The following is a 20425-nucleotide window of genomic DNA, read 5'->3' as shown; positions in this document are numbered from 1 at the left end:
CTTCCAGGCATTCCATTACTTTCCGATCGGCCCGCATCCGCAGCAGCTGCAGAAGGAGGGGCGGTCGGGCGTTACGCGAAATGAAACACGGGTCCTGTGCCGCTTTGGGTGTCCAGCTTTATCCCGGCGCAACGGTTTTCGTCTTCGACGCCGCGGAATAGCGGAAGCGTCACCACTATCGTCGAGCGCGTGATAGTGGAATCGGTCCGTGCGTCATGAGAGGGGAGGCGCACATGGCCCGCTCATGGATCTCGATATATGCTCTGATGTCCTTTCAGAGGTCAGGGTCATCGCCGGGCTATCCGGGCAGCGCTGGTGTCGAGCGAGGGGAAAAACACAACCATCGCCAATACGGTCCCGGTGAGACGGAGGCAGGTCCTGGCAGATGAGGGTTGTCTCGATGATCGTGCGCCGATTTTCCTCCGCCTGAGCGCAACTTGCCCTCATGAGATTTTCCTCAGATAGCTCGCGTCGATTATATTGCAGTCGAAATCTATCTGCAACGAACAGTTTTGTACTTCGTATGCGTCATGGTCGCGCGCTGTTGGTTGTCCCGCCGTGTAGGAAGATGCGGCCACGGCACTTGACAGAGGTAGGACGTTTCAACGAGTCGCGCGCTGGGAAGTGGGAACCGTATGCATCCGCTGGCTCTGCTCCTCGCACGGTTACCTGCTTGATGGCTGGGTGTTGATTTTCACGCAGTCTTAACCCGCTGGGGATGCGGACAAAATCCTGGACTACTTTGGAGGTAGTTCATGTATTCGTACGAAGACCGCGTTCGGGCGGTCGAGCTGTACCTGAAGCTTGGCAAGCGCATCAAGGCGACAATCCGCCAGTTGGGTTACCCGACGAAGAATTCTCTTAGGGCTTGGTGTGAGGAATTCGAGAAGAGCGGCGATCTGCAGAAAGAGTATGTTCGCGCTAAGTCGAAGTACTCAGGGGAACAGAAGAACCTGGCACTCGAGCATTACGTCAATCACGGGCGGTGCTTTAGCTTCACCCTCCGGGCATTAGGCTACCCCTGTCGCCAGATACTGACGGCGTGGGTTCGCGAGCGCTATCCGGAAACCAGGAAATACGTGGTTGGCAAACGAGGGCGACCGATCGCGTCATTAGCCACCAGGCAGACCGCGGTGTACGAACTGTGCACACGGCAGGGAAGCGCACAGGCGGTGGCGCGAAAGCTGGACGTCGACAGGGGGACCCTGTACAACTGGAAGAACCAGTTACTCAGCCGGGAGGCCCCTGCATCCATGAAATGCAACAAGGGATCCCCATCTTGCAAACCGGGACGCCACTTTGACCCGCCGCGAGAATCTACTTGCAGAGTGCGCGTACAAATGACAATCCTTAACGAGATTCAACGGTGGTCGGAAGGGTTGCCGGCATGGCAACAGCACGCAATCGCGATCTTGTACGAGCGGGCGGAACTCTCAGCCCATGAATGGGAGCGTCTATGTCTTGCTCAAGGCAGCACACGGCATCCCAGATGCCAAGAATCGTGAACATCGGTCGTTGACTGCCGAGCAGGTCGCGGTCGCCCAGATCAGCGCGTCAAGGGTCCAACTACACTCGATCAAAGACCTTAAGGGCGTCAACGCGTTGGCTGAAGGGAAGACTCTCTCGTTCTCTCCAGATGGACTTACCGTGATTTATGGCGACAACGGCGTGGGCAAGTCGGGCTACTCACGGGTTTTAAAGCAGGCCTGTCGAGCTAGGGACCAGTCGGAAAAAATTCGTGGCAACGTCTATGTAAATTCGATCCTTCACGAGACGCCATCGGCGACATTCAATGTGACTGTTGACGGTGTTGCCGCTGAGTTCTCATGGGAGGAGGGTACGGCTGCGCCCGCAGAACTCTCGACTATTGCTATCTTTGATTCGCACTGTGCTCGTGCATATGTCGACAATCACGGCGATTTTGCCTACGCACCTTATGGTCTGGACATCCTTGAAGGCCTCGCAAAGGTTTGCGCGCATCTAAAGGAACGGGCGAATGCTGACATGCGTGCGAGCCAGCCCAAGACGGATGTCTTCAGTAACCTCTCTCGGAGCGCTACCGAGGCCGGTCGCTTGGCACTGGGTCTGTCTGCCAAGACGCAAAAGGCGGATGTGGAGCGCTTAGGAACGCTCTCGGAGGCCGAAACGCAAAGACTCGATTTGCTCACCAAGATGCTCGGCGAAGCAGATCCAAAGAAAAAGGCTGCGGAGCTTCGCGCTAAAGCACTTCGCATTGATGGCCTTGCACGAAAAACCGCCGAGGCGTTGATCGTTGCGTCGGACCAGAAGATTACTGATCTTCGCACTCTGATCCAGAGGTCCGAAGTTGCAAAGGCCGCAGCAGCAGCGGCTGCCAAACGATTCGAGGCTGCGGGTGGCCTCGAAGGCACTTGCAATCAGGCATGGGGCGAGTTGTTCGGAGCCGCGCGCGCGTTTTGCGCCACCTCAGGGCCGGTCAAAGCGTTCCCTAAGCTGAGTGCGGACTCCAGTTGCCCGTTGTGCCAGAACGCGCTTGGCACCGACGGAGCTGCGCGGCTGCTGGCATTTGACGAGTTTATCCAAGGCGAGGCCACCGCCGCAGCGACGAAGGCGCGGAAGGAGGCGGTAGATGCATTCAGAGTCATCGCTGATGCCCCGCTTGACCTCGCCCTAGACGAAGCACTCAAGCACGATCTGGAGTCGCAGCAGGAGCTAATCGAAGGATGTGCTGCTGTACAGGTCACGGTGCGCGCTCGCCGCGAGGCAACGCGAGCCGCCGCAACCCCTGGCAGTGGCAGCATGTGGGACCAAGTACCCGCCATGGTCAACAGCCCGGTCGAAGGCCTTGTATCGTTGGTTGCACAATTGCGCGACACGGCGAAGGCGCTGGAGGGGACCATGGACGCGAAGGAAAGGGCGACCACCTGTCGATCCGACGCTCCTCCTGATAGGGATGCCGCTTTTCGGGGACAATCTCTTTGCGGTAGCGTTTTAGCGCTTCGGCCAAGGTCGTGCGCTCAGCTTCTGAGCGATCTACGAATGAACCGGAATCCATCTCGCCTTCGACGCGGCGAGCCCACTTCTGGGCCTGCTGCTTCGTGTCGAAAGTGCGGTAAACCGGCTTGTATCCACGCCGACGGATCTCTGCGCGCCAATATTCCCCGCGCATGACTGATGTATGCCATACCAGACTCCATGCGAAAGATTGAGATCGCTTGGTCTGGATTCTTCCGTTCCGGCAGATTTCCGGCAAAGGCCAGTTTTTGACGCCTGCACATGTGGGCTATAGACGAAAAAAAAGCACCGCGATCGCTCGCAAGTGCTTGATTTCCTACAGCTAAATTCGTTGGTGGGGCGTGAGTGACTCGAACACTCGACCTACGGATTAAGAGTCCGTAGTTTTATTTTTCGCTCACCAAAAAATTAATAAAATCAAGATGTTATGCTGCTAAAAATTGCACACGGCTTGCACATGGTAGTGGATTTTTGGGTCATGTGCAATGCCATTGCACATGAATGTGCACGGCTCATTTGACCAAGCTGAGCTGCGCGGTATGCGTCGAGCCTGCCGCCGCGCCGCCGGTTCCGACAATCACGCCGCCGCAGCGCTTCATGACTGGAACGACGTGCGCCAGGTGCGGAAAAGCTCGCGTAAACACGTCAGCATTCTCAATCGTGACGACAGACTCGCCGTCGTCTAGCCGGCTGCTCAGGCCGTGCGCACTCAGATAGTCTTTGTGAGCGAGCATCTCCCGGTACGTCTGCATACCGGCGCGCACGCAGAAATCGTGGTCACACACAGTCTCGATAGTGTTCCCGCAGGGCATCTTCGTCTTCAGGAAGCTGTACAGCGCCTGGCGGTCTTGTGCAGCGGTGCTCGCGTCAGCATTGCTCGATACGAGTCGCAGCGTAGTCGTGGTGGTCTGCTCGCTCATGGTTTGTAAGCTGTTGTGTGGCTAATCCGTAAGTGTATTGAGCGCATCGCCTGAGAGGTCGGAATGCGCGCCTAGGCTATGCGCAAAAACAGCGGCGAAAATGCGTAGGGTAGGTGAGCTCTCCGACGTTAGAGAAGAGTCATATGGTTGACCGGTGTCCTCCGACTTCGTAGATTGTCGCCGCCGCTACTGCACGTTGCTAACTGGCGCTCACGTTCCCGTAATCTGAATCCGCCCGGCAACGACTGACGGACGGGTCGCACGAATCCACTGTTCAGGCGCATCTTCGGTCGAGGGCAATTCTTCTGCGGCTCCGCCAATCGCGACCGCCAGTTGGGGATAGAGTGGACGCATTTCCTCCGCATCTCGTGTAATCCACTCCGGCGTCGCGTCCACCGTCATCCGTTGAATCTTGCGCCCGCGGACTTCGACATAACCACGTCCGAGCGCGGCCAGCATTGGCAAACTGGAGCTGCCACCAGTTAGAATGACCTGTAGGCGCACAGGGTCCATGGCGAGGTAATTGAGGTAGGTGTCGTCCACCGCATCGAGTGCCTCGCGAAAGCCCCGCTCCAGATGCTCGGCAAAGTTACAAACGGCCGTTCAACTGCAAAATTCTTCCTGCGTGATGGTCCCGGATGTGCTGTCGGAGAGTCGGTATTCGAGTTTTCCGGTCCTGAATAACACTTCCTTGAGCACGCGAATACGGCGGCGCAGGTCGAGCGCGACGATTCTTCCCTGCAGTGTGGTCGAGTCAATCGAGCCTCGGTCCATGATGAATTTCTGAAGCAACTGGTCAATCTTGTCGCCCGCATAATTGAGCCCGCGCACCGATGCTGCGACCTGAAATACCTTTGGTTCATTGACGCTCTGATTGCGGAGCGCGAAGAACAGGCCAAAGTCAGTTGTGCCTGCACCGGCATCCACCACCATGTAGGCGTCAATCCGATTCTCACTTACCTCAATCGGCGTCGCTGCAACGGCAACAGGTTCGGGTACGCCCTCAGCTACCAAATGGTCTGGGCGTTCACCGAGACGCTTCAACTCATCAATTGTCGCCTTCAAGCGCGCAACGGGAATGCCGCCGCCCCATTGTCCTGAAAAGGTATCGGCAAGCACTTGGGCCTCGGCGAGTAGACCCTTCATCAGGCTATCAACCCATTGCGCCTGCTGCTGGTCCTTGCCACAGGGGCGCGCAAACCGCCGCCGAGCATAGCGGGCCGCGGGCTTCCCTTCGGCGTCTCGTGCGACGAGGCAAATACCCGTCATGTCGGTCAGAAAGGCTAGATAGGCTCGCAGCAAATCGCCTTCCGTCAACCTGACGTCCGTCGGGTTATACGTCTTGTGCAACAACTCGGCGTCCAGATTGCCGTCGTCCCGAAGGCTTAGCCAACTCTTGATTGAATCAAGCCGCTCACGCCCAGTCTCCTGTGCGTTGACGCTCTTGTCGATAGCTTCGAAACCGAAATACGTTTGACCGTCATCGTCAATGAAGACCGACGAGGGCAGCGTATAGCCCTCCCTTCCCGCGGCCATTCCCAGTTCAAGGTCCAGATGGTCACCCCTGCCGGAAGTTGCGAAGGCCTTGGACATCGCGGTGCCGAAATCTAGGCACAGCAAGACGTCGCGCTCGCTGGACATATCTTGCTTCAGGGAGTCGAGCACCAGCTCCACCGTGGGTGCGGGTGGGGCGGGATGCTCGAGTGGAGCAGCAGGTCTCTCGGCGGCAGGTGCCTCCTCGTTTATTGTCACCTCCCCGGTAAGGTAGTGGACAGCAAGAGCCAGCGCGTCACGTTCCGGGCCGGATATGGTTCCGACTTGCTGGTTCTTCGCACGGTCCAGCAAACTCGCCAGCAGATAGCCAGCAATCTTCTTGTCCATCTGGTCCCCTTTGTCAAAACAACTGCTTACTCGACGATGCCCCTGAGCAGCACATCCCCGACCGCACCATCTCCGCGAACCCTGACAACCGCCGGCTGCCGGACCACCATGCGTGCCCGTGGACTGTCGCTAACCACATCAAAGAACTTAGGCGAAACCTCCATCTCCTCTCCAGGCGTACCGAACAACTGAACATTGCGCAGCGAGGCAACCTGTTCCACCTGCACGGCAGCCTGTTTGACACGTTCGAGCAGGCCCTGTGTGGGGGACACGAGCGAGGGTTCGAAAATCTCCAGGCCGGAAAGTAGTCGCTCACGCATCCCTTCACCGGCATGACGAGCCAGCCTTGCCGCCTCAAGCGCAAGCCCAATGGCGGCATCCGCACTGCTAGCCTCGACCTCAACAGCAGCAGTGCGCAAGTCGCGCTCGGGCCGAGCGCGACCAGTCTCCAGCCAGGCACGCACTTCTTCATCGAGTTCTGGATGCCGCGCCGCCAAGTTCTTGGCGATGGCCCGGGCTCGCTCTGGATACTTGCACAACACGTCGAGTTGTTCGCGCAACGGCTGATTCCGTTTTCCCTGCCGCCCGAGCAGCAGAAGCGCTTCAGTGACATCTGTCACTAGGCGCTCAAGCGGCTTGGCCAAGGCGTCTGGCCAGCCGCTTCCATCGAAAAACCGTCGGCAGTAGCTGACAACCTGATACATCGTCGGCTCCGCTACAACAGAAAGGCGGGTTCTCACAATGTCATGGACCGTCAGCAACACCTCACGGGTTAGTTCTGTCTTCGCCTTGTCATCCTGCGGTTTTCCGGTCGCATTCAATGGTCCAGAAACCAGCGACATAAGAGCTGGTCCAGGGTCTACTCCCGCTTCCAAGTCAGATTCGACCAGTACCGCACGAAGGCTAGAGAGGGTTCGGGTCAGCCTTTTTGCTAAAGAGTCGCCCGGAGACTCGGTCGAGGGCTTCACACGAATGAACGCTTGTGCCAAGCCAGTGAGCGCGTCTGTCAGCGTGTGTGAACGGGGCAGCAATGCGCCAATGAGTTCCGTGCGAGCCTTTTCGCCCTGCTCCTCGTCGGCGACGGAGCAAGCCAGATAGTCGGGCAACCACGCTCGCTCAAACAATGCGCAGGCGCGGGCGACGTTGAGCCTGTCATCTGCCTCCTGCAGGAGCGAAAGCGCGGGCAACTCGTCGATAAATGCCGGTTCGAGCGCTTTTGTGATGGTGGGCAACCACCGCTTGATGACCTGCGCAAGCCGAATCGACTCGGCAATTGCAACGAGACGGAGCCGGTCGTCCGGATGATGGCAGGCATCGTGAAGCAGCCTGTCCCGCCCCGCGATGACAGCCGGATGCTCGGCCTCCTTCGGCAGAAACTTAACGGCAATCAGGCCAGTCAGGGCATCGCGCCGCTGCTCTGGTGAAACGTCACCGGCGAACGTGGCGAGCAGCGCTGCACTTTGGGCGTTGCTTGATGGCGCGTCTGACATCGGTTTTCCGTATGACTATTAAAGGCAGATATTGTACGGTCCGAGACGCAGTCTGAACCTAGCGGCCTCTTCTGCATCATCACTCGATGAGGCCCTAGTCCTGCCACGCCAATGCAGCAGTCAGCTATCGATGGCGCCGACGACGGCACCTATCGCCTCTTGCCGTGAGGCAGATTGTAACTTCACGATGGGGATAATCATGAGCACCATCGCTGGCTATACTCAAATGCAAGCAACTCTCTGCTTGCATTTCCTCAGGTATTTGGCTTTCGGGGTGGTTAGCTGAATCTCTCGCTGCTACCCCGCTTTTTTTACAAGCGCCGCCTCGTTTGCCGGCCAACGGGCTACGATGTCACGACTCTGCGCCCCAGTTCTTGTCCTGGTAGCCAGCGCCGCAGGCAGAGCATGTTTGTGTTGCAGCATATGACGCGGAGCGTCATTTACATAAACATCATAATCTTCAAAGAATAGGTCGCTAACTCAGACGGACGCCATAAATGACATCTACATATATATGCTTCGAAGGGACCTCGAAGGGGCTTCGAAGCATCTTTCATCCCGTCGGAATGAGCTAGCCTGGCCTCGAGCGAGGCTCGGTCTATATCACCGCTGGTGGCGGTAATCATTTGACTCGTTTGTGCTTATACCTATCTGCAGGAGTCGTTCCTGTATTAGGAAAAACAGGAGTCAAGGTGCAAACAACGAAGATGGTTTTCTGCCCGCTGTCTGGAGAGCGTGGGCCGGTGCCGGACATTGCTGCCGCCTGGCGCGAACAACATCGAGTTGCCTGGATGTTCAACCCATGGACCGGTGAGCCTCGGGGCCTTCGTGACATCGAACAGGATGTCGACGGCCGGTGGATTCTTCCGCCAGGCGAGCAGGTGGATGAAGAGTGGGACCGGCATTTCATCAAGTTGTGCCGGGCGGATGGTGCGCTCGGACAGTTCCGGCTGGCAGGGTGGAGCGGCATGGTCGATATGCAGCAACTGGTCGTCACAATCTTTAAAGACGAGCAGGCCTTGATATTCAGGCTGACCGACCCTGACGAAGAGGAACGTTTCTACACTCTGCTGCATGATGAAGCTTGGCGCCGCATCACGTCCTGACCCTAAGCCCGCCTTGAGCGGGCTTTTTACGCGACCTTTCTCTCGATGGTCTGTCATTGCAGTTCACGCATATGAGGGTTGCGGGCGGCTGGAAAGCCAGCGTTTCGCTGGAAGGGTGTGCGCCCGTGCGGCACGAAAGACGTTTGCTTCATTTTCAAATGTATCGTGATACATTTTTCTGATACATTTCTCCAAACCAATACAAAGCAGACCCACATGACCGACAATCTGTTCGCCATTTGTGAGCCGCGTGCTGACGTTCTCAAAGGGGCCCTGCGAGAGAGCGATTTTGCCGCCGACCTCGCGCAAGTGCTCAAGGGGGATGCGCCGGATGAATACAAGATTCCTGCGCTCTTCTTCGCCAATACCTATCCGACCAAGGGGCTGAAAAATGTCCTCAAACTGGTCGCGCTCCGTGTGCTTGGCCGCCCGGAACAGGTCGGCGCCATCTTTCGGTTGGACACGCAATTTGGTGGTGGTAAAACCCACACCCTGATTGCACTCGCACATGCCATGCAAGGTCTGCAAGGCGTCGCCAACGCAGACGAGTTTCTCGAGGCTGCCTTGCGGCCTTCATCCCCCGTTCGCATCGCCGCGTTCGACGGTGAGAACGCTGACCCGGCAAATGGACGGCGGCTCGAAGATGACATTCGCGCCCACACGCCTTGGGGCGAGTTGGCATATGCCTTGGGTGGCCCCGAAGGTTATCGCCTAGTCGAGGCTAGTGACCGTGAAGGCATCGCTCCAGGCGCGGATACTTTGCGCGAACTCATCGGTAGCGAGCCCGCACTCATCCTGGTCGATGAAATTGCACCTTACCTGCGCAAGGTTTCAGGGCGCAATGTGCAGCGTGCGGCCGAACAGCTTGCTGCCTTCCTCACAGCTTTGATGAAGGCGGTCGAGAGTTCGCCCCATGCGGCGCTCATCTTCACTCTAGCGGTCGGGAGAGATGGCAAGGCGACCGACGCTTACGCTCGCGAAACACAGGAAATCGCAGCATTCTTTGCAGAGGCGGAAAGTGTCGCCGCGCGCAAGGCAACGGTCATTGACCCTACCGAGGACGACGAGACTGTCAAGGTCATCTGCCGACGCTTGTTCGCGCATATCGACCGCGACAAGGCGGAACAGGTCATCGCGCAGTACAAAGCCCTCTGGGACAGCAATCGCGAGCAACTTCCACCCGCACCTGCGCAAGATAGGCGTATCGACGAGTTCCGGGCGGGCTATCCGCTGCATCCTGAGCTCGTCAAAGTCCTTACCCAGAAGACTGGAACACTGGGTAACTTCCAGCGTGTGCGCGGCATGTTGCGCCTTCTGGCCCGAACTGTCGCACGGTTGTGGGAGCTACAGCCCGCCGATGCTTACGCGATTCAGACGCAGCACATTGACCTGGGCTTCGAACCCATTCGCCTTGAACTCATCACGCGCTTGAAGCAGGACATTTATGTGCCTGCCATCAAGGGCGAAATTGCCGCTGTCGACACTACACCTGCCTTGGCTGAACAACTCGACGCGGGGCCGTTCAAAGGGCTTCCTACTTACGGCTCGTATGTTGCGCGCTGCGCTTTCATGCACACCCTGGCGTTCAATGAGAGCCTCCGCGGTCTGAATGTGGAAGAACTGCGCTACGCCATTCTTGGCCCCGGCACTGACATCGCGTTCATCGACGACGCCCGCAAGCGTTTCGTGACGGACTCGGCGTATCTGGATGACCGCCCAGGCGCACCGATGCGTTTCCTTGCCGAGGCGAACCTCACGCAAATCATCCGGCGGGAAGAAACCAATACCGACCGAGACGAGGTGCGTACGCGCCTCAACAGCTACATCCGTGACCTGTTCTCCGGTCCGAACCTGAATCTCATCCCGTTTGCCTCCGGTGCCCACGACGTAGCTGACGACGACGGCAGCGGCCGCCCATACTTGGTCATGCTGGGATACGACGCCGTTCAGGTATACAGCGACGCCGTGCGTGTTGACCCGCTGGTTGAGCGAATCTATATGCACAAGGGTGCAGGCAACGACTGGCGCCACAACCGAAACAACCTCATGTTCCTGGTGGCCGATGCCGCAGGCACGCCTAACATGAAGGCCAAGATGCTGCGGAACATCGCGCTCGAGACCCTTCGGCAGACGGAAAAGCTCAAGGACCTGGCGGACTACCAAGTCGACAAGCTGCGGGAATTGCACGAGCGCTCCAAACAGGAGCTTGCGGTAGCCGTTCAACAGTGTTTTCGCCACATTTTCTATCCGTCGCGCAACCGGCTGGATGGCGCATCGTGCGACCTCGCTCACACGGTAGTCGATATTCAGACCGCGTCAGACCGCCCTGGTGATGGTCAGCGGCAAGTCGTGACACAACTTCAGAACGCGAGCAAGTTGCGCTTGCCAGCCGACCAGCCGGACTCACCTGTATACGTGCGTGACCGCACTCCGCTTAAGAAAGGTCAAATCACGACGGCTGCCTTACGTACGGAGTTCCGGCAGGACCCCTCGCTGCCGATGCTGGTCGGGGATGACGTATTTATCAAAGGCATCCGCCTCGGCATCGACCAGGATGTCTTCGTCTACCAGTCCGGAGAATTGCTGCGCGGCAAGGGCGACCCGCATGCCGAAATCAAGGTAGACGAGCAGTCCTTTCTCTATACCACCACCTACGCCCGCGACCACAACATCTGGCCACGTCCGGAGCCGACATCACCGGCAGAGCGGGGCAGTGAAAGCGAAAGCAGTTCCGGCGGCGCAGGAGTCGGCTCATCGACCGGTGGCTCTCGAAACACGGGGGACGTTGCGCCGCCACCGACAGCGCCTTCGCCTAACTCCGTTGAAGCCGAAGACGTTCTCAAGGCCGCGCTGACTCAGGTATTCGAGAAAGCACAGCACAACAAGATTCAGGCATTCGCGACGATGACCATCAAGCCTTTCGACAAAGGTGATGCCTTAAAGCTTATGCCATTGGTTAAGTCTGTGCCAAATGCACAGAAACGTGTAGAACTGGAGGCGTCCTTTGAGACCTCGACCGGGTCTACGGCTGGGGTTGAGTTCGGGGGCGACATTGACGACGCCATCGTGCTCAAGGACTACCTGGAACCGCAGTTCCGCGCTGCCAGCGATAGCGACGCTGTCGTGACTTTCATCCTGCGCTTCGAGCCACCGCTACAGGTGCAAGGCGCGTCGGCGGATGGACTTATCCAGCGACTGACACGACTCGTGTCGACTGCGGCGCACGTTATCGCGACCGGCATAGACACGTAGGAAATCAAGGAGCAGCATGGGAAAAGTCACTACATTGCGTAGCGTGAGCAGCAAACAACATTCCGCGCTTCCGCACTACGAGCTGCGTGCGCGTCGCCTCGCCGGCACCGATATGGAAATCGAAATCTGGCAGTTGCCGGCCAGTGCCACGCCGCACATCAAACAGCCCACTTACATTGCCGGGCTGCGTGGCCGCAACCTCTCGCTCATCGAGCACCGTCTGCTGCGTCGCATGAAGCAGGTACGAATCGACCTTCTGAATCTACCTGCGATTGACGCTTTGCGTGTTCCTGTCGACGAGGACATGGCCATCAACCTCGGCCTGTTCCTGCGCGTGCTGGCGCCGATGCGCAATCGTGAGCACATCGCCGCCGTAGCCGCGGGTATAGAAGCAATGACGAAGGAAGAAGCCGGCTACTGGCTTGGCATGGCGATGCATCGCAAACACCCCCGACGTGTGCTGATGGCGCTGCGTTTCCTGTTGATTGAGCCGAGCCGGTAAGGCGCGCACATGCGTGAAGTCACAGAAGTCCGCGCACTCCTTGAGCGACTGGAGGCCGAGGAAGCCGATGCCCTAGAGGCCCAGGACCTTGATTTCAAGGAATGGCCGGCCGAATCCAGGCAGGCCATCCGGCTCGCCGTTGATATAGCTGTCTGCATGGCCAATGGCGGTGGCGGCACAGTCGTATTTGGCGTACGAGACAGAGTGGTCGGTCGAGCCAAGGCCATCATCGGTGTGCCTCCGGAGGCCGATAGCCATCAGCTCAAGCATGACATCTACGAGCGCACGGCCCCCAAGCTGACGCCTGAGGTGTTCGAGCTGCATGTGCCAGAAGGCACAGGTCGGTTGCTCGTCATGCAGGTACATGGAGGTCTGCCGCCTTATACCAATACCTCTGGTAGTGGCTCGGTACGCAAGGGGCGTGACTGTGTGCCGCTCACCGGCGACTTGCGCGACAAACTGATGGTCGAACGTGGCAGCGCCGACTACTCAGCAAGCACGCTCCCGGAAGCGCCGGAAACGCTTATCTCGGCTGCTGCCATGGAGCGCTTGCGCGACCTGGCACGCGAAGAGCAAGCTCCTACAGACCTGCTGCGACGGACTGACTTCGACCTGCTTGCTTCGCTCGACCTGTTGCGCGAAGGACGCCTGACGCGCGCCGGTTTGCTTATTGCAGGGCAGACCGACGCCATTGCACGCCATCTATCCAATTTCGGCTGGACGCATGAACGCATGCGCAGCGCCACCGCCTATGACAACCGAGTGGATGGCCGTGAGCAAAATGCGCTCGCGCTGCCTTTGGCCTTGTCTGCACTGGAGAGCAGCATCAATGCGGACAATCCCATCACGACGGTCGAGCATGGACTCTATCACCTGGAGTACCGTGCCTACCCGACGATTGCTTTACGTGAGGCCTTGCTGAATGCGTTGTCGCACCTCGATTTGAGACTCGCGAGTCCAGTGCTCGTAAAACAGTATCCGCGGCGCTTGGAAATCACCAACCCCGGCGGATTCGTCGGCGGCATTACGCCGACCAACATCCTTCACCATCCACCATTAGCCAGGAATCCGCTGCTGGTGCAGGCCTTGGCCAAGCTACGTTTGGTCAACCGCAGCAACCTAGGTATTGGCCGCATGTTCGAATCCATGCTCATCGAGGGCAAGGAGCCGCCGCACATCATCGACGAAGAAAGTGCTGTTCGCGTTGTTTTCAAGCGCCAGGAAACTGCCCAGCCTTTCCGCCAGTTCATTGCTGAAGAAGGCAAGGCAGGCCGAGTGCTCGACGTGGACCATCTGCTCGTATTGCGCTATCTGCTGAGCCATCCCGAAGTCGACACAGTGACGGCAGCCGAGCTTTGCCAGCGGCGCGATGCGGAGATGCGCGACATTCTCGACGAGATGGTGCAAGTCTTCGACTACCTCGAGCGAGGTGGGGTGGGACGTGGCACCTGGTGGCGCATGAAGCCTGCCCTGCATCGGCGACTGGAGGGGCTGGGCCACGCAGAGCGTGACCAGCGTATCGACTGGGATGTTGCCAAGACTCGTGTGCTTAACATGCTCACGCAGCGTGTCAAGCGCGGTGAGCCAGGTCTTACCAACGCCGACATTCGCACGGTCACGGCCTACAGCCGCCTGCAGGTCAACCGTCTCATTCACGAGCTCGAAACCGAAGGTGTGCAGCTCAGCGGTCATGGCCGCGGTGCCCGTTATACCTACGTACCAGAACAGAATCAGGAAGATAAAAACACATGACTCAACCAGACAATTTCTCTGCCGCCACGCTTGCCGTGAACTCGGACGGAGGTTTGCGATGAGCCGCCGCCTGATTGAGTCCTGGTTGCCAATCGCTGCGCTCGGTGAAGAGAGCGTGCGCGAACGCCGCTCCATGACAGCACTGCCGCCGACCTATTACCTGCATGTGTGGTGGGCCCGTCGCCCGCTGGTGGCTTCGCGTGCGGCCATTCTGGCCTCTTTGTTGCCGGAGGACGCAGACCAAGATAAGTTCTTGCACATGGTGGGGATTCACGGAGACCCCGTAGCATCCCGGCGCCGTATTGATGCGGCTCGCCGGAAAGGCGAGCGCTTCGAGGGAGAGGCGTACAGCTATGCTCGCGCATTCAGCTATGTACCCAATGAAGAAGACCGTGCCTGGGCCAAGGCTGAACGCCGCCGCATCGGTCCAGAGAACGTTGCGGTACTGGACCCCACCGCAGGTGGCGGTTCCATTCCGTTTGAATCAGCGCGTCTCGGCCACGAAACGTATGGTAATGACCTGAACCCCGTCGCGGCACTCATTGAGCGAGCGACCATTGACTTCCCGATGAAACACGGGCTGGCGGTGCAGCGCGAGTTCAAGCGAATCGCGGAGGAATTTGTCCAACGCCGCGAAGAGCAATTGTTGCCCTTCTTTCCCGAAGAGCCAGCAGAGCGGGCCATTCCGACGAACTACATTTGGGCACGCACGGTGCGTTGTCCGCACTGCGAAGGTATCGTCCCGCTGTCTCCAAACTGGCGTCTCGCTCCGGATGGCACTGGTGCTCGCCTGCACCCGCATCAAGGAACTGGTGTGGGCGACAAGTCGCGCTACGTCAGTTTCTCCATCGTCAGTAAAGTGAAGGAACAATCGGCGGGGACGGTTTCCGCGGGTGACGCAACTTGTCCGTTCGAAGATTGCGCGCGGCTGATTTCCGGCGACTATATCAAGCTGGAGGCACAGGCCGGTCGCATGGGCGAGCAACTCTACGCCGTGGTCTTCAAGAAGAAGGTCATTACCGGGTACACCAAGGCCGGTAAGCCAAAGGAAAAGTGGGTGCGCGGCTACCGTGCTCCGCGCGCCGAGGACGATGTGTCGGAGCTGGTCCAGACTAGGCTGGCCGAGCAGATGCCGGTTTGGGAGGCACTGGATTTGGTGCCCACAGAGAAGGTTCCAGAGGACATCAACGATGACCGCCCAATTCAATATGGCATGCCGCTGTGGCGGGACATGTATTCACCGCGTCAGCTTTTGGGACATGGAACAGCGGTTGAAATTTTCCGAGAATTGATTGACGAGGAAAAGGCTGCGGGGCGTTGGAATGACGTGGTTGCCGCAGCCTTCTGCTACTTGTCTTTTTCGTTCGACAAGCTGCGAGACTACAACTCGCGTATGGCGCGCTGGCACGTCAATCGCGAAGTCATGGTCAATACTTTCGACCGCCATGATTTCTCATTCAAGTGGTCCTACGCCGAAATGGCACCACTCATTGTCGGCCTTGGATATGACTGGGCCATCGAACAGACTGCCAAGTGTATCGGTGAACTGGTTGAGTTGGCACGCCCGGATACGACGGCAACGCCCGAGGCGCCTGACCTTTTCAGTGCTCCGACGACAAGCAGGAGGTTCACGCCGCCGCCTGTTACGCTGACCTGCAAGTCAGGCGACAGCCTCGACCATATTGCCGATGCCAGCATTGATGCAGTAGTGATGGACCCACCGTATTACGACAATGTCATGTATGCGGAGCTATCTGACTTCTTCTACGTGTGGCTCAAGCGCACTGCGGGCTATATCTATCCAGAGTTCTTCCGCCGTCCATTGACCGACAAGGAAAATGAGGCGGTTGCCAACCCGGCCAAATTCAAGGGTGAGAAAGGCGCGAAGGCGTTGGCCGGCCGAGACTACCAGCATCGAATGGCTGCCATCTTTACCGAGATGCGCCGCGTGCTAAAGCCGGACGGCATTATGACCTTGATGTTCACGCACAAGGCCACAGGCGCTTGGGATGCATTGACCAAGGGGCTGATGGAAGCCGGTTTCGCCATTACGGCTTCTTGGCCGCTGAACACCGAGGCCGAAGGCAGCATGCACATCAAGGACAAGTCCGCCGCTAACTCGACGGTCTTCCTCGTTTGCCGGCCGCTCAATAATCAGGGAACGGAAACGCGCTACTGGGAAGATGTGGAACCCAAGGTGCGCGCTGCCGTACGCGAGCGCATCGGCGCTTTCCAGAAGGGCGGCATTCGCGGGGTGGACCTCTATCTTTCCTGCTTTGGTCCGGCGCTGGAAGTGTTTTCGCAAGCGTGGCCACTGGTGCGTGGTACGCCACGCCAGGATGTCGAGCAGACACGCCGCAAGCGCCGGCAGGCAGAGATTTTCGAGGAGGAGTATGACCCCTTCGCGGTGTCGCCCGAAGACGCACTGGTGGCGGCGCGCGCTGAAGTGAAGAACTGGCGCTTGTCGCAGTTGGCGCATGCCAAGCGCAATGTCGAACTCGATAACCTCACGAGTTGGTTCGTGCTGGCCTGGGATGCCTTTGAGGCACCGGTCTTTCCGTATGACGAGGCCAACAAGCTGGCCAAGGTGTGCGGCGTTGACATGGAGCGCGACGTCATCGGCAAGCTTGCCGAGAAAAAGGCATCCGACGTGGTGCTGTGGGACGCAGTGACCCGCGCAGCCAAAGGCTCGCTGGGCTTGCCAGACGGGCGCGACTCGATGATGGACGCTTTGCACCAATTGGCGAAGACTGTGCGCAGCTCGTCACTGGAGTCGGCCAATGAGCTATTGGTCAAGCATGGGCTGGCGAACGAGCCTGCCTTCCTGACAGCGCTGGAGGCTGTGCTCGAAGTACTGCCCGTGGGTAAGGCGTGGAGCGGGTTTGACCTGCCCGATGCCGCGACAGGGGCGGGGGCCGACTTCGACGCCCTGGAAAACTTGCGTCGTCTGGCACTGGCTGAAAAGGTGGCCGAGCCTGAGCAATTGAAGATGTGGCAGGAAGAAAACATCGCGCAGGAATAAGACATGCCTTTGCTGACCGACTTTGCTTGGCTGAGCAAGTACGACTACGACGATGGCCCGCTCGTCGAGCAATTTTATGTGCATGCTTTGTCATGCGCGCAGCGCTACGACCGCGTGACCGGATATTTCACCGCCACAGCGCTAGCGATTGCGGCGCGTGGTATCGAGGGCTTGGTGCTCAACAACGGGCGCATGCGCATGGTAGTTGGCTGCACGCTGGACGAAGCGGAAGTCAATGCTATCGAGCGCGGCCAGACCTTGCGCGATACGGTGGAAGCCAAGCTGTTAACCATGCCACTGCGTGGCGAGACGGTACGCGAGCAGGAAGCACTGGCTTTGCTGGCTTGGATGGTGGCACGTGGCTACCTGGAAATCAAGGTAGCCGTGCCCTGTGATGCGCACCGCAATCCGGTGAGTAGCCACGCCATCTTCCATCCGAAGGCCGGCATCATTGAAGATAAGACAGGAAGCAGGCTCGCATTCGCTGGTAGTGTCAACGAGACGGCCTACGGGTGGCTGCACAACTGGGAGAGCTTTCACGTCTTCTGTGACTGGGATGGCGACCAGAAGCACGTTGAGGGAGAGGAGCGCAGCTTCGCGCGCTTGTGGGCGGACAAGGCCAAGCGAGCGGTAGTGATGGATGTGCCGTCTGCCGTGCGTGAAAACCTGTTGTGTTTCCTGCCGTCAGACGAGGAGGAGCCCGAGCGCCTGAAGCGCGCGCGTTTGCAAGGCACGGATGCTTCTTCAACAGAGGGCGAGCCACCGCGCCAAGTGACGGCTGTCAAACAGCCGTCCGTTGAAGAGCTCCGCCGCAACATTTGGCAAACCATTTGGGCGGCGCCCCGACTGCCCGGTGGCGAGCGCATCGCCGAGGCGACCAGCGCGATTACGCCATGGCCACATCAGGTGCGCGCCTTCCAGCGCATGCTGGAGCACTGGCCGCCGCGTCTTCTTATTGCGGACGAGGTAGGGCTAGGCAAGACCATCGAAGCAGGTTTGCTGCTGCGCTTCGCCTGGCTCTCGGGACGTGCAAAACGCATTCTCGTGCTCGCACCGAAAGCCGTCATGACTCAATGGCAGATTGAGTTGCGCGAGAAGTTCAACCTCAACTGGCCCATCTACGACGGCAAGCGGCTGACTTGGTATCCATCGCCGATGATGCGCGGGCATGCCGAGAAGGATGTGTCGCGCGATGAGTGGCATCACGAGCCGTTCGTCATTGCGTCTAGTCATCTGATGCGCCGTCGTGACCGTCAACGCGAACTTCTGGATGTTGCCGAGCCTTGGGACCTCGTTGTGCTCGACGAAGCGCACCACGCGCGACGTAAGAGCCCAGGCGGAACGCAGGAAGGCCCACCTAACCTTTTGTTGCAGCTCATGCAACGCCTGCAGGCCCGCACGCAGGCGCTACTGTTGCTGACGGCGACGCCGATGCAGGTGCATCCGGTGGAAGTGTGGGATTTGCTCGCGCTACTGGCAATGCCACAGGAGTGGAGCCGCACCGCCTTCCTGGAGTTTTTTCGCAAAGTGGGCAATGAGAACCCCTCGCACGAAGATTTCGAGTTTCTCGCCAGCCTGTTCCGTGCCGCTGAAACTGCGTTCGGCGAAGTCCGACTGGAATCAGCCCAGCGCCGCGCTCCGGGCAACAGCGCACTCAAGGCCAAGCGCATCCTGCGCTCGCTGCGCGAATCGGCCTCCACACCGCGGCGTCAGCTATCCGCCGAGGAACGACGTAGCGCGGTGAGCATCATGCGGGCTTATACGCCCGTGGCAGGACTGGTGTCACGTCACACGCGTGACCTGCTGCGCGAGTACCATCGCCGGGGCATGCTCGGGACACCGATTGCCTCGCGTGAGGTTGTCGACGAGTTTCTCGACATGACGGATGAAGAGGCGCGGGTGTACGGCGCGCTCGAGGCCTATATCTCGACAACCTACAATAATGCCCAGGCTGACAAGCGCACGGCTGTAGGTTTCGTCATGACCATCTACCGCAAACGCCTTGCGTCGAGTTTCTACGCGCTGCGTCGAACGTTGGAGGAGCGCCTTGCCTTCGTGAAAGGGCAGGCACGTTTACCTTTCGATGAATTGCGTTCGAGCGAGGATGCAGAAGACGACGTCGACGAGACGGGTGATACTGCTGACGATGAAGTAGTGGACCGGCAAAAGGAAGCAGCCTTGCAGCTCGAAGAGCAGACAGACATCGCGGACTTGCTCGCCCAGGTAAGACGCCTGCCGGTGGATACCAAGGCGAAACGTCTAGCCGATGTGCTCCGTGCGCTGCAAACCGGCAGTTACCACGCAATGGACCATTCGCTGCTGCCAGCGTATCCGCAGGCGATTGTTTTTACGCAATACACAGACACTCTCGACTACTTGCGCGATTTTCTGAAAACCGAAGGTTTCTCCGTGCTGTGTTATTCAGGCCGTGGCGGTGAGTGGTTACAGCCCGATGGTCAATGGAAGACGTTGACGCGTGAGGAGACCAAGCGGCGCTTCAAGGCTCAGGACGCGCAGGTGCTGGTGTGTACGGACGCCGCAGCAGAAGGCCTAAATTTCCAGTTTTGCGGCGCACTCATCAATTTTGATTGCCCTTGGAATCCGATGCGCATCGAGCAGCGCATCGGGCGTGTCGACCGTCTGGGACAAGCTTTTCCGCGCATCGCCGTGGTCAATCTGATGTACGAAGGCACCGTGGAAACGGACGTCTATCGTGCGCTGCGCACGCGTATCAATCTCTTCACTTCGATTGTGGGGCCCCTGCAGCCCATCTTGGCGACGATGCCTGCGAGGATTGCCGAAGTTGCACTGGCCAGTCCGGACCACCGGGAACAGGCTCGGGCAAACTTGGTTAGCCAGTTGCACCAGGCTGTCTCCCAGCCACCTGCCGATGCGTTCAGCCTAGATGGAGCACTGGAGGCAGCTCTGGAGATGTCGGAGCGTGCGCCAGCGCCTTACGGCCTAGAGGAGCTCGGGCTGCTGCTTGACCGCGCCCCCATGCTGCTGGATGGTAGTGAGGCGCATCGTGTGAGCAGCAAAGAGGTCTTCTGGGCCGAGCCGGGTGCCCCCCGCATTCGTGTCACGACCGACCCGGATTTTTTTGACGAGCATCCGGAATCGGTCGAGTTTTGGACGCCAGGCAGTCCAGCCTTTCCACGTATGCCGACGAATCTTGAAATCCCAGAGGAAATAGGGCTGAGTCTTCAGGACTATCTGCGTGCGGGCTAGCCACGTACAGAGCTTGGCGCGCGGCGCGCACGAATCGCGAAGCGGCGGGGCGGGCGATTGATAAATATCGTTTACTGTTTGAGACCACCTCACCTCTTGCAGCCAAGTATGAGCAGGGCGTCTTCGAGAATGCCCTGCTGGCGATGACAGGCCCATGTAGGGCGAAGATATTTGGTCAATGTCGCGTAGGGGCGACTCCACTGGCATATTCCAGAAGAAAGCGGCACGCCAGTTCTCGGGCTTTGCTTTCAGACAAGCCGTAATATGGGGAATGTCGT

11 protein-coding genes and 1 pseudogene are annotated in these 20425 nt (G+C 58.7%); 8 read left to right on the top strand and 4 right to left on the bottom strand.

The genetic code is table 11. The features are described from left to right. Positions 1-755 precede the first annotated feature (755 nt). Positions 756-1280: pseudogene (locus U5760_RS07330) on the top strand (IS3 family transposase); the annotation flags it as partial. A gap of 160 nt (positions 1281-1440) precedes the next feature. Beyond that, positions 1441-3150, top strand: a complete 1710-nt coding sequence (locus U5760_RS07325) for a hypothetical protein (RefSeq protein WP_322010693.1) — start codon at positions 1441-1443, stop codon at positions 3148-3150. 356 nt (positions 3151-3506) lie between these two features. Here U5760_RS07325 and U5760_RS07320 read toward each other — a convergent pair whose 3' ends face one another. From U5760_RS07320 to U5760_RS07305, 4 genes are all read right to left on the bottom strand, one after another. Then, entirely contained in the window at positions 3507-3914 is a 408-nt protein-coding gene (locus tag U5760_RS07320; protein ID WP_322010691.1) for a hypothetical protein, read from the bottom strand. Between the two features lie 210 nt (positions 3915-4124). After that, positions 4125-4457: a hypothetical protein gene (locus U5760_RS07315; RefSeq protein WP_322010689.1), complete on the bottom strand. Its 333-nt coding sequence runs from the start codon at positions 4455-4457 to the stop codon at positions 4125-4127. Positions 4458-4517: 60 nt separating this feature from the next. Beyond that, entirely contained in the window at positions 4518-5795 is a 1278-nt protein-coding gene (locus U5760_RS07310) for a hypothetical protein (RefSeq protein ID WP_322010687.1), read from the bottom strand. A 26-nt stretch (positions 5796-5821) separates the two neighbouring features. Continuing rightward, the gene (locus U5760_RS07305) at positions 5822-7285 is read right to left on the bottom strand and encodes a hypothetical protein (RefSeq protein ID WP_322010685.1); all 1464 of its coding nucleotides are present in this window, start codon (positions 7283-7285) and stop codon (positions 5822-5824) included. A 692-nt stretch (positions 7286-7977) separates the two neighbouring features. Here U5760_RS07305 and U5760_RS07300 point away from each other — a divergent pair. From U5760_RS07300 to U5760_RS07275, 6 genes are all read left to right on the top strand, one after another. Then, positions 7978-8391: a hypothetical protein gene (locus U5760_RS07300; RefSeq protein WP_322010683.1), complete on the top strand. Its 414-nt coding sequence runs from the start codon at positions 7978-7980 to the stop codon at positions 8389-8391. A gap of 216 nt (positions 8392-8607) precedes the next feature. Then, positions 8608-11643, top strand: coding sequence for an ATP-binding protein (locus U5760_RS07295; RefSeq protein WP_322010681.1), 3036 nt, complete (start codon positions 8608-8610; stop codon positions 11641-11643). Between the two features lie 16 nt (positions 11644-11659). Beyond that, positions 11660-12145, top strand: a complete 486-nt coding sequence (locus tag U5760_RS07290; protein WP_322010679.1) for a hypothetical protein — start codon at positions 11660-11662, stop codon at positions 12143-12145. 9 nt (positions 12146-12154) lie between these two features. Continuing rightward, positions 12155-13897: an ATP-binding protein gene (locus tag U5760_RS07285; protein ID WP_322010678.1), complete on the top strand. Its 1743-nt coding sequence runs from the start codon at positions 12155-12157 to the stop codon at positions 13895-13897. Positions 13898-13955: 58 nt separating this feature from the next. Next, positions 13956-16919: a DUF1156 domain-containing protein gene (locus U5760_RS07280; RefSeq protein WP_322010676.1), complete on the top strand. Its 2964-nt coding sequence runs from the start codon at positions 13956-13958 to the stop codon at positions 16917-16919. Positions 16920-16922: 3 nt separating this feature from the next. After that, positions 16923-20147 carry a DEAD/DEAH box helicase gene (locus tag U5760_RS07275; protein ID WP_322010675.1) on the top strand — a complete coding sequence of 1075 codons (3225 nt, stop codon included), beginning with the start codon at positions 16923-16925 and terminating at the stop codon, positions 20145-20147. Positions 20148-20425 lie beyond the last annotated feature (278 nt).

The organism is Paraburkholderia sp. J12, from assembly GCF_905220215.1.
Lineage (GTDB): Bacteria > Pseudomonadota > Gammaproteobacteria > Burkholderiales > Burkholderiaceae > Paraburkholderia.
Note: the sequence above shows the minus strand (reverse complement) of the source record. Positions and strands in the feature narration are given on the sequence as shown.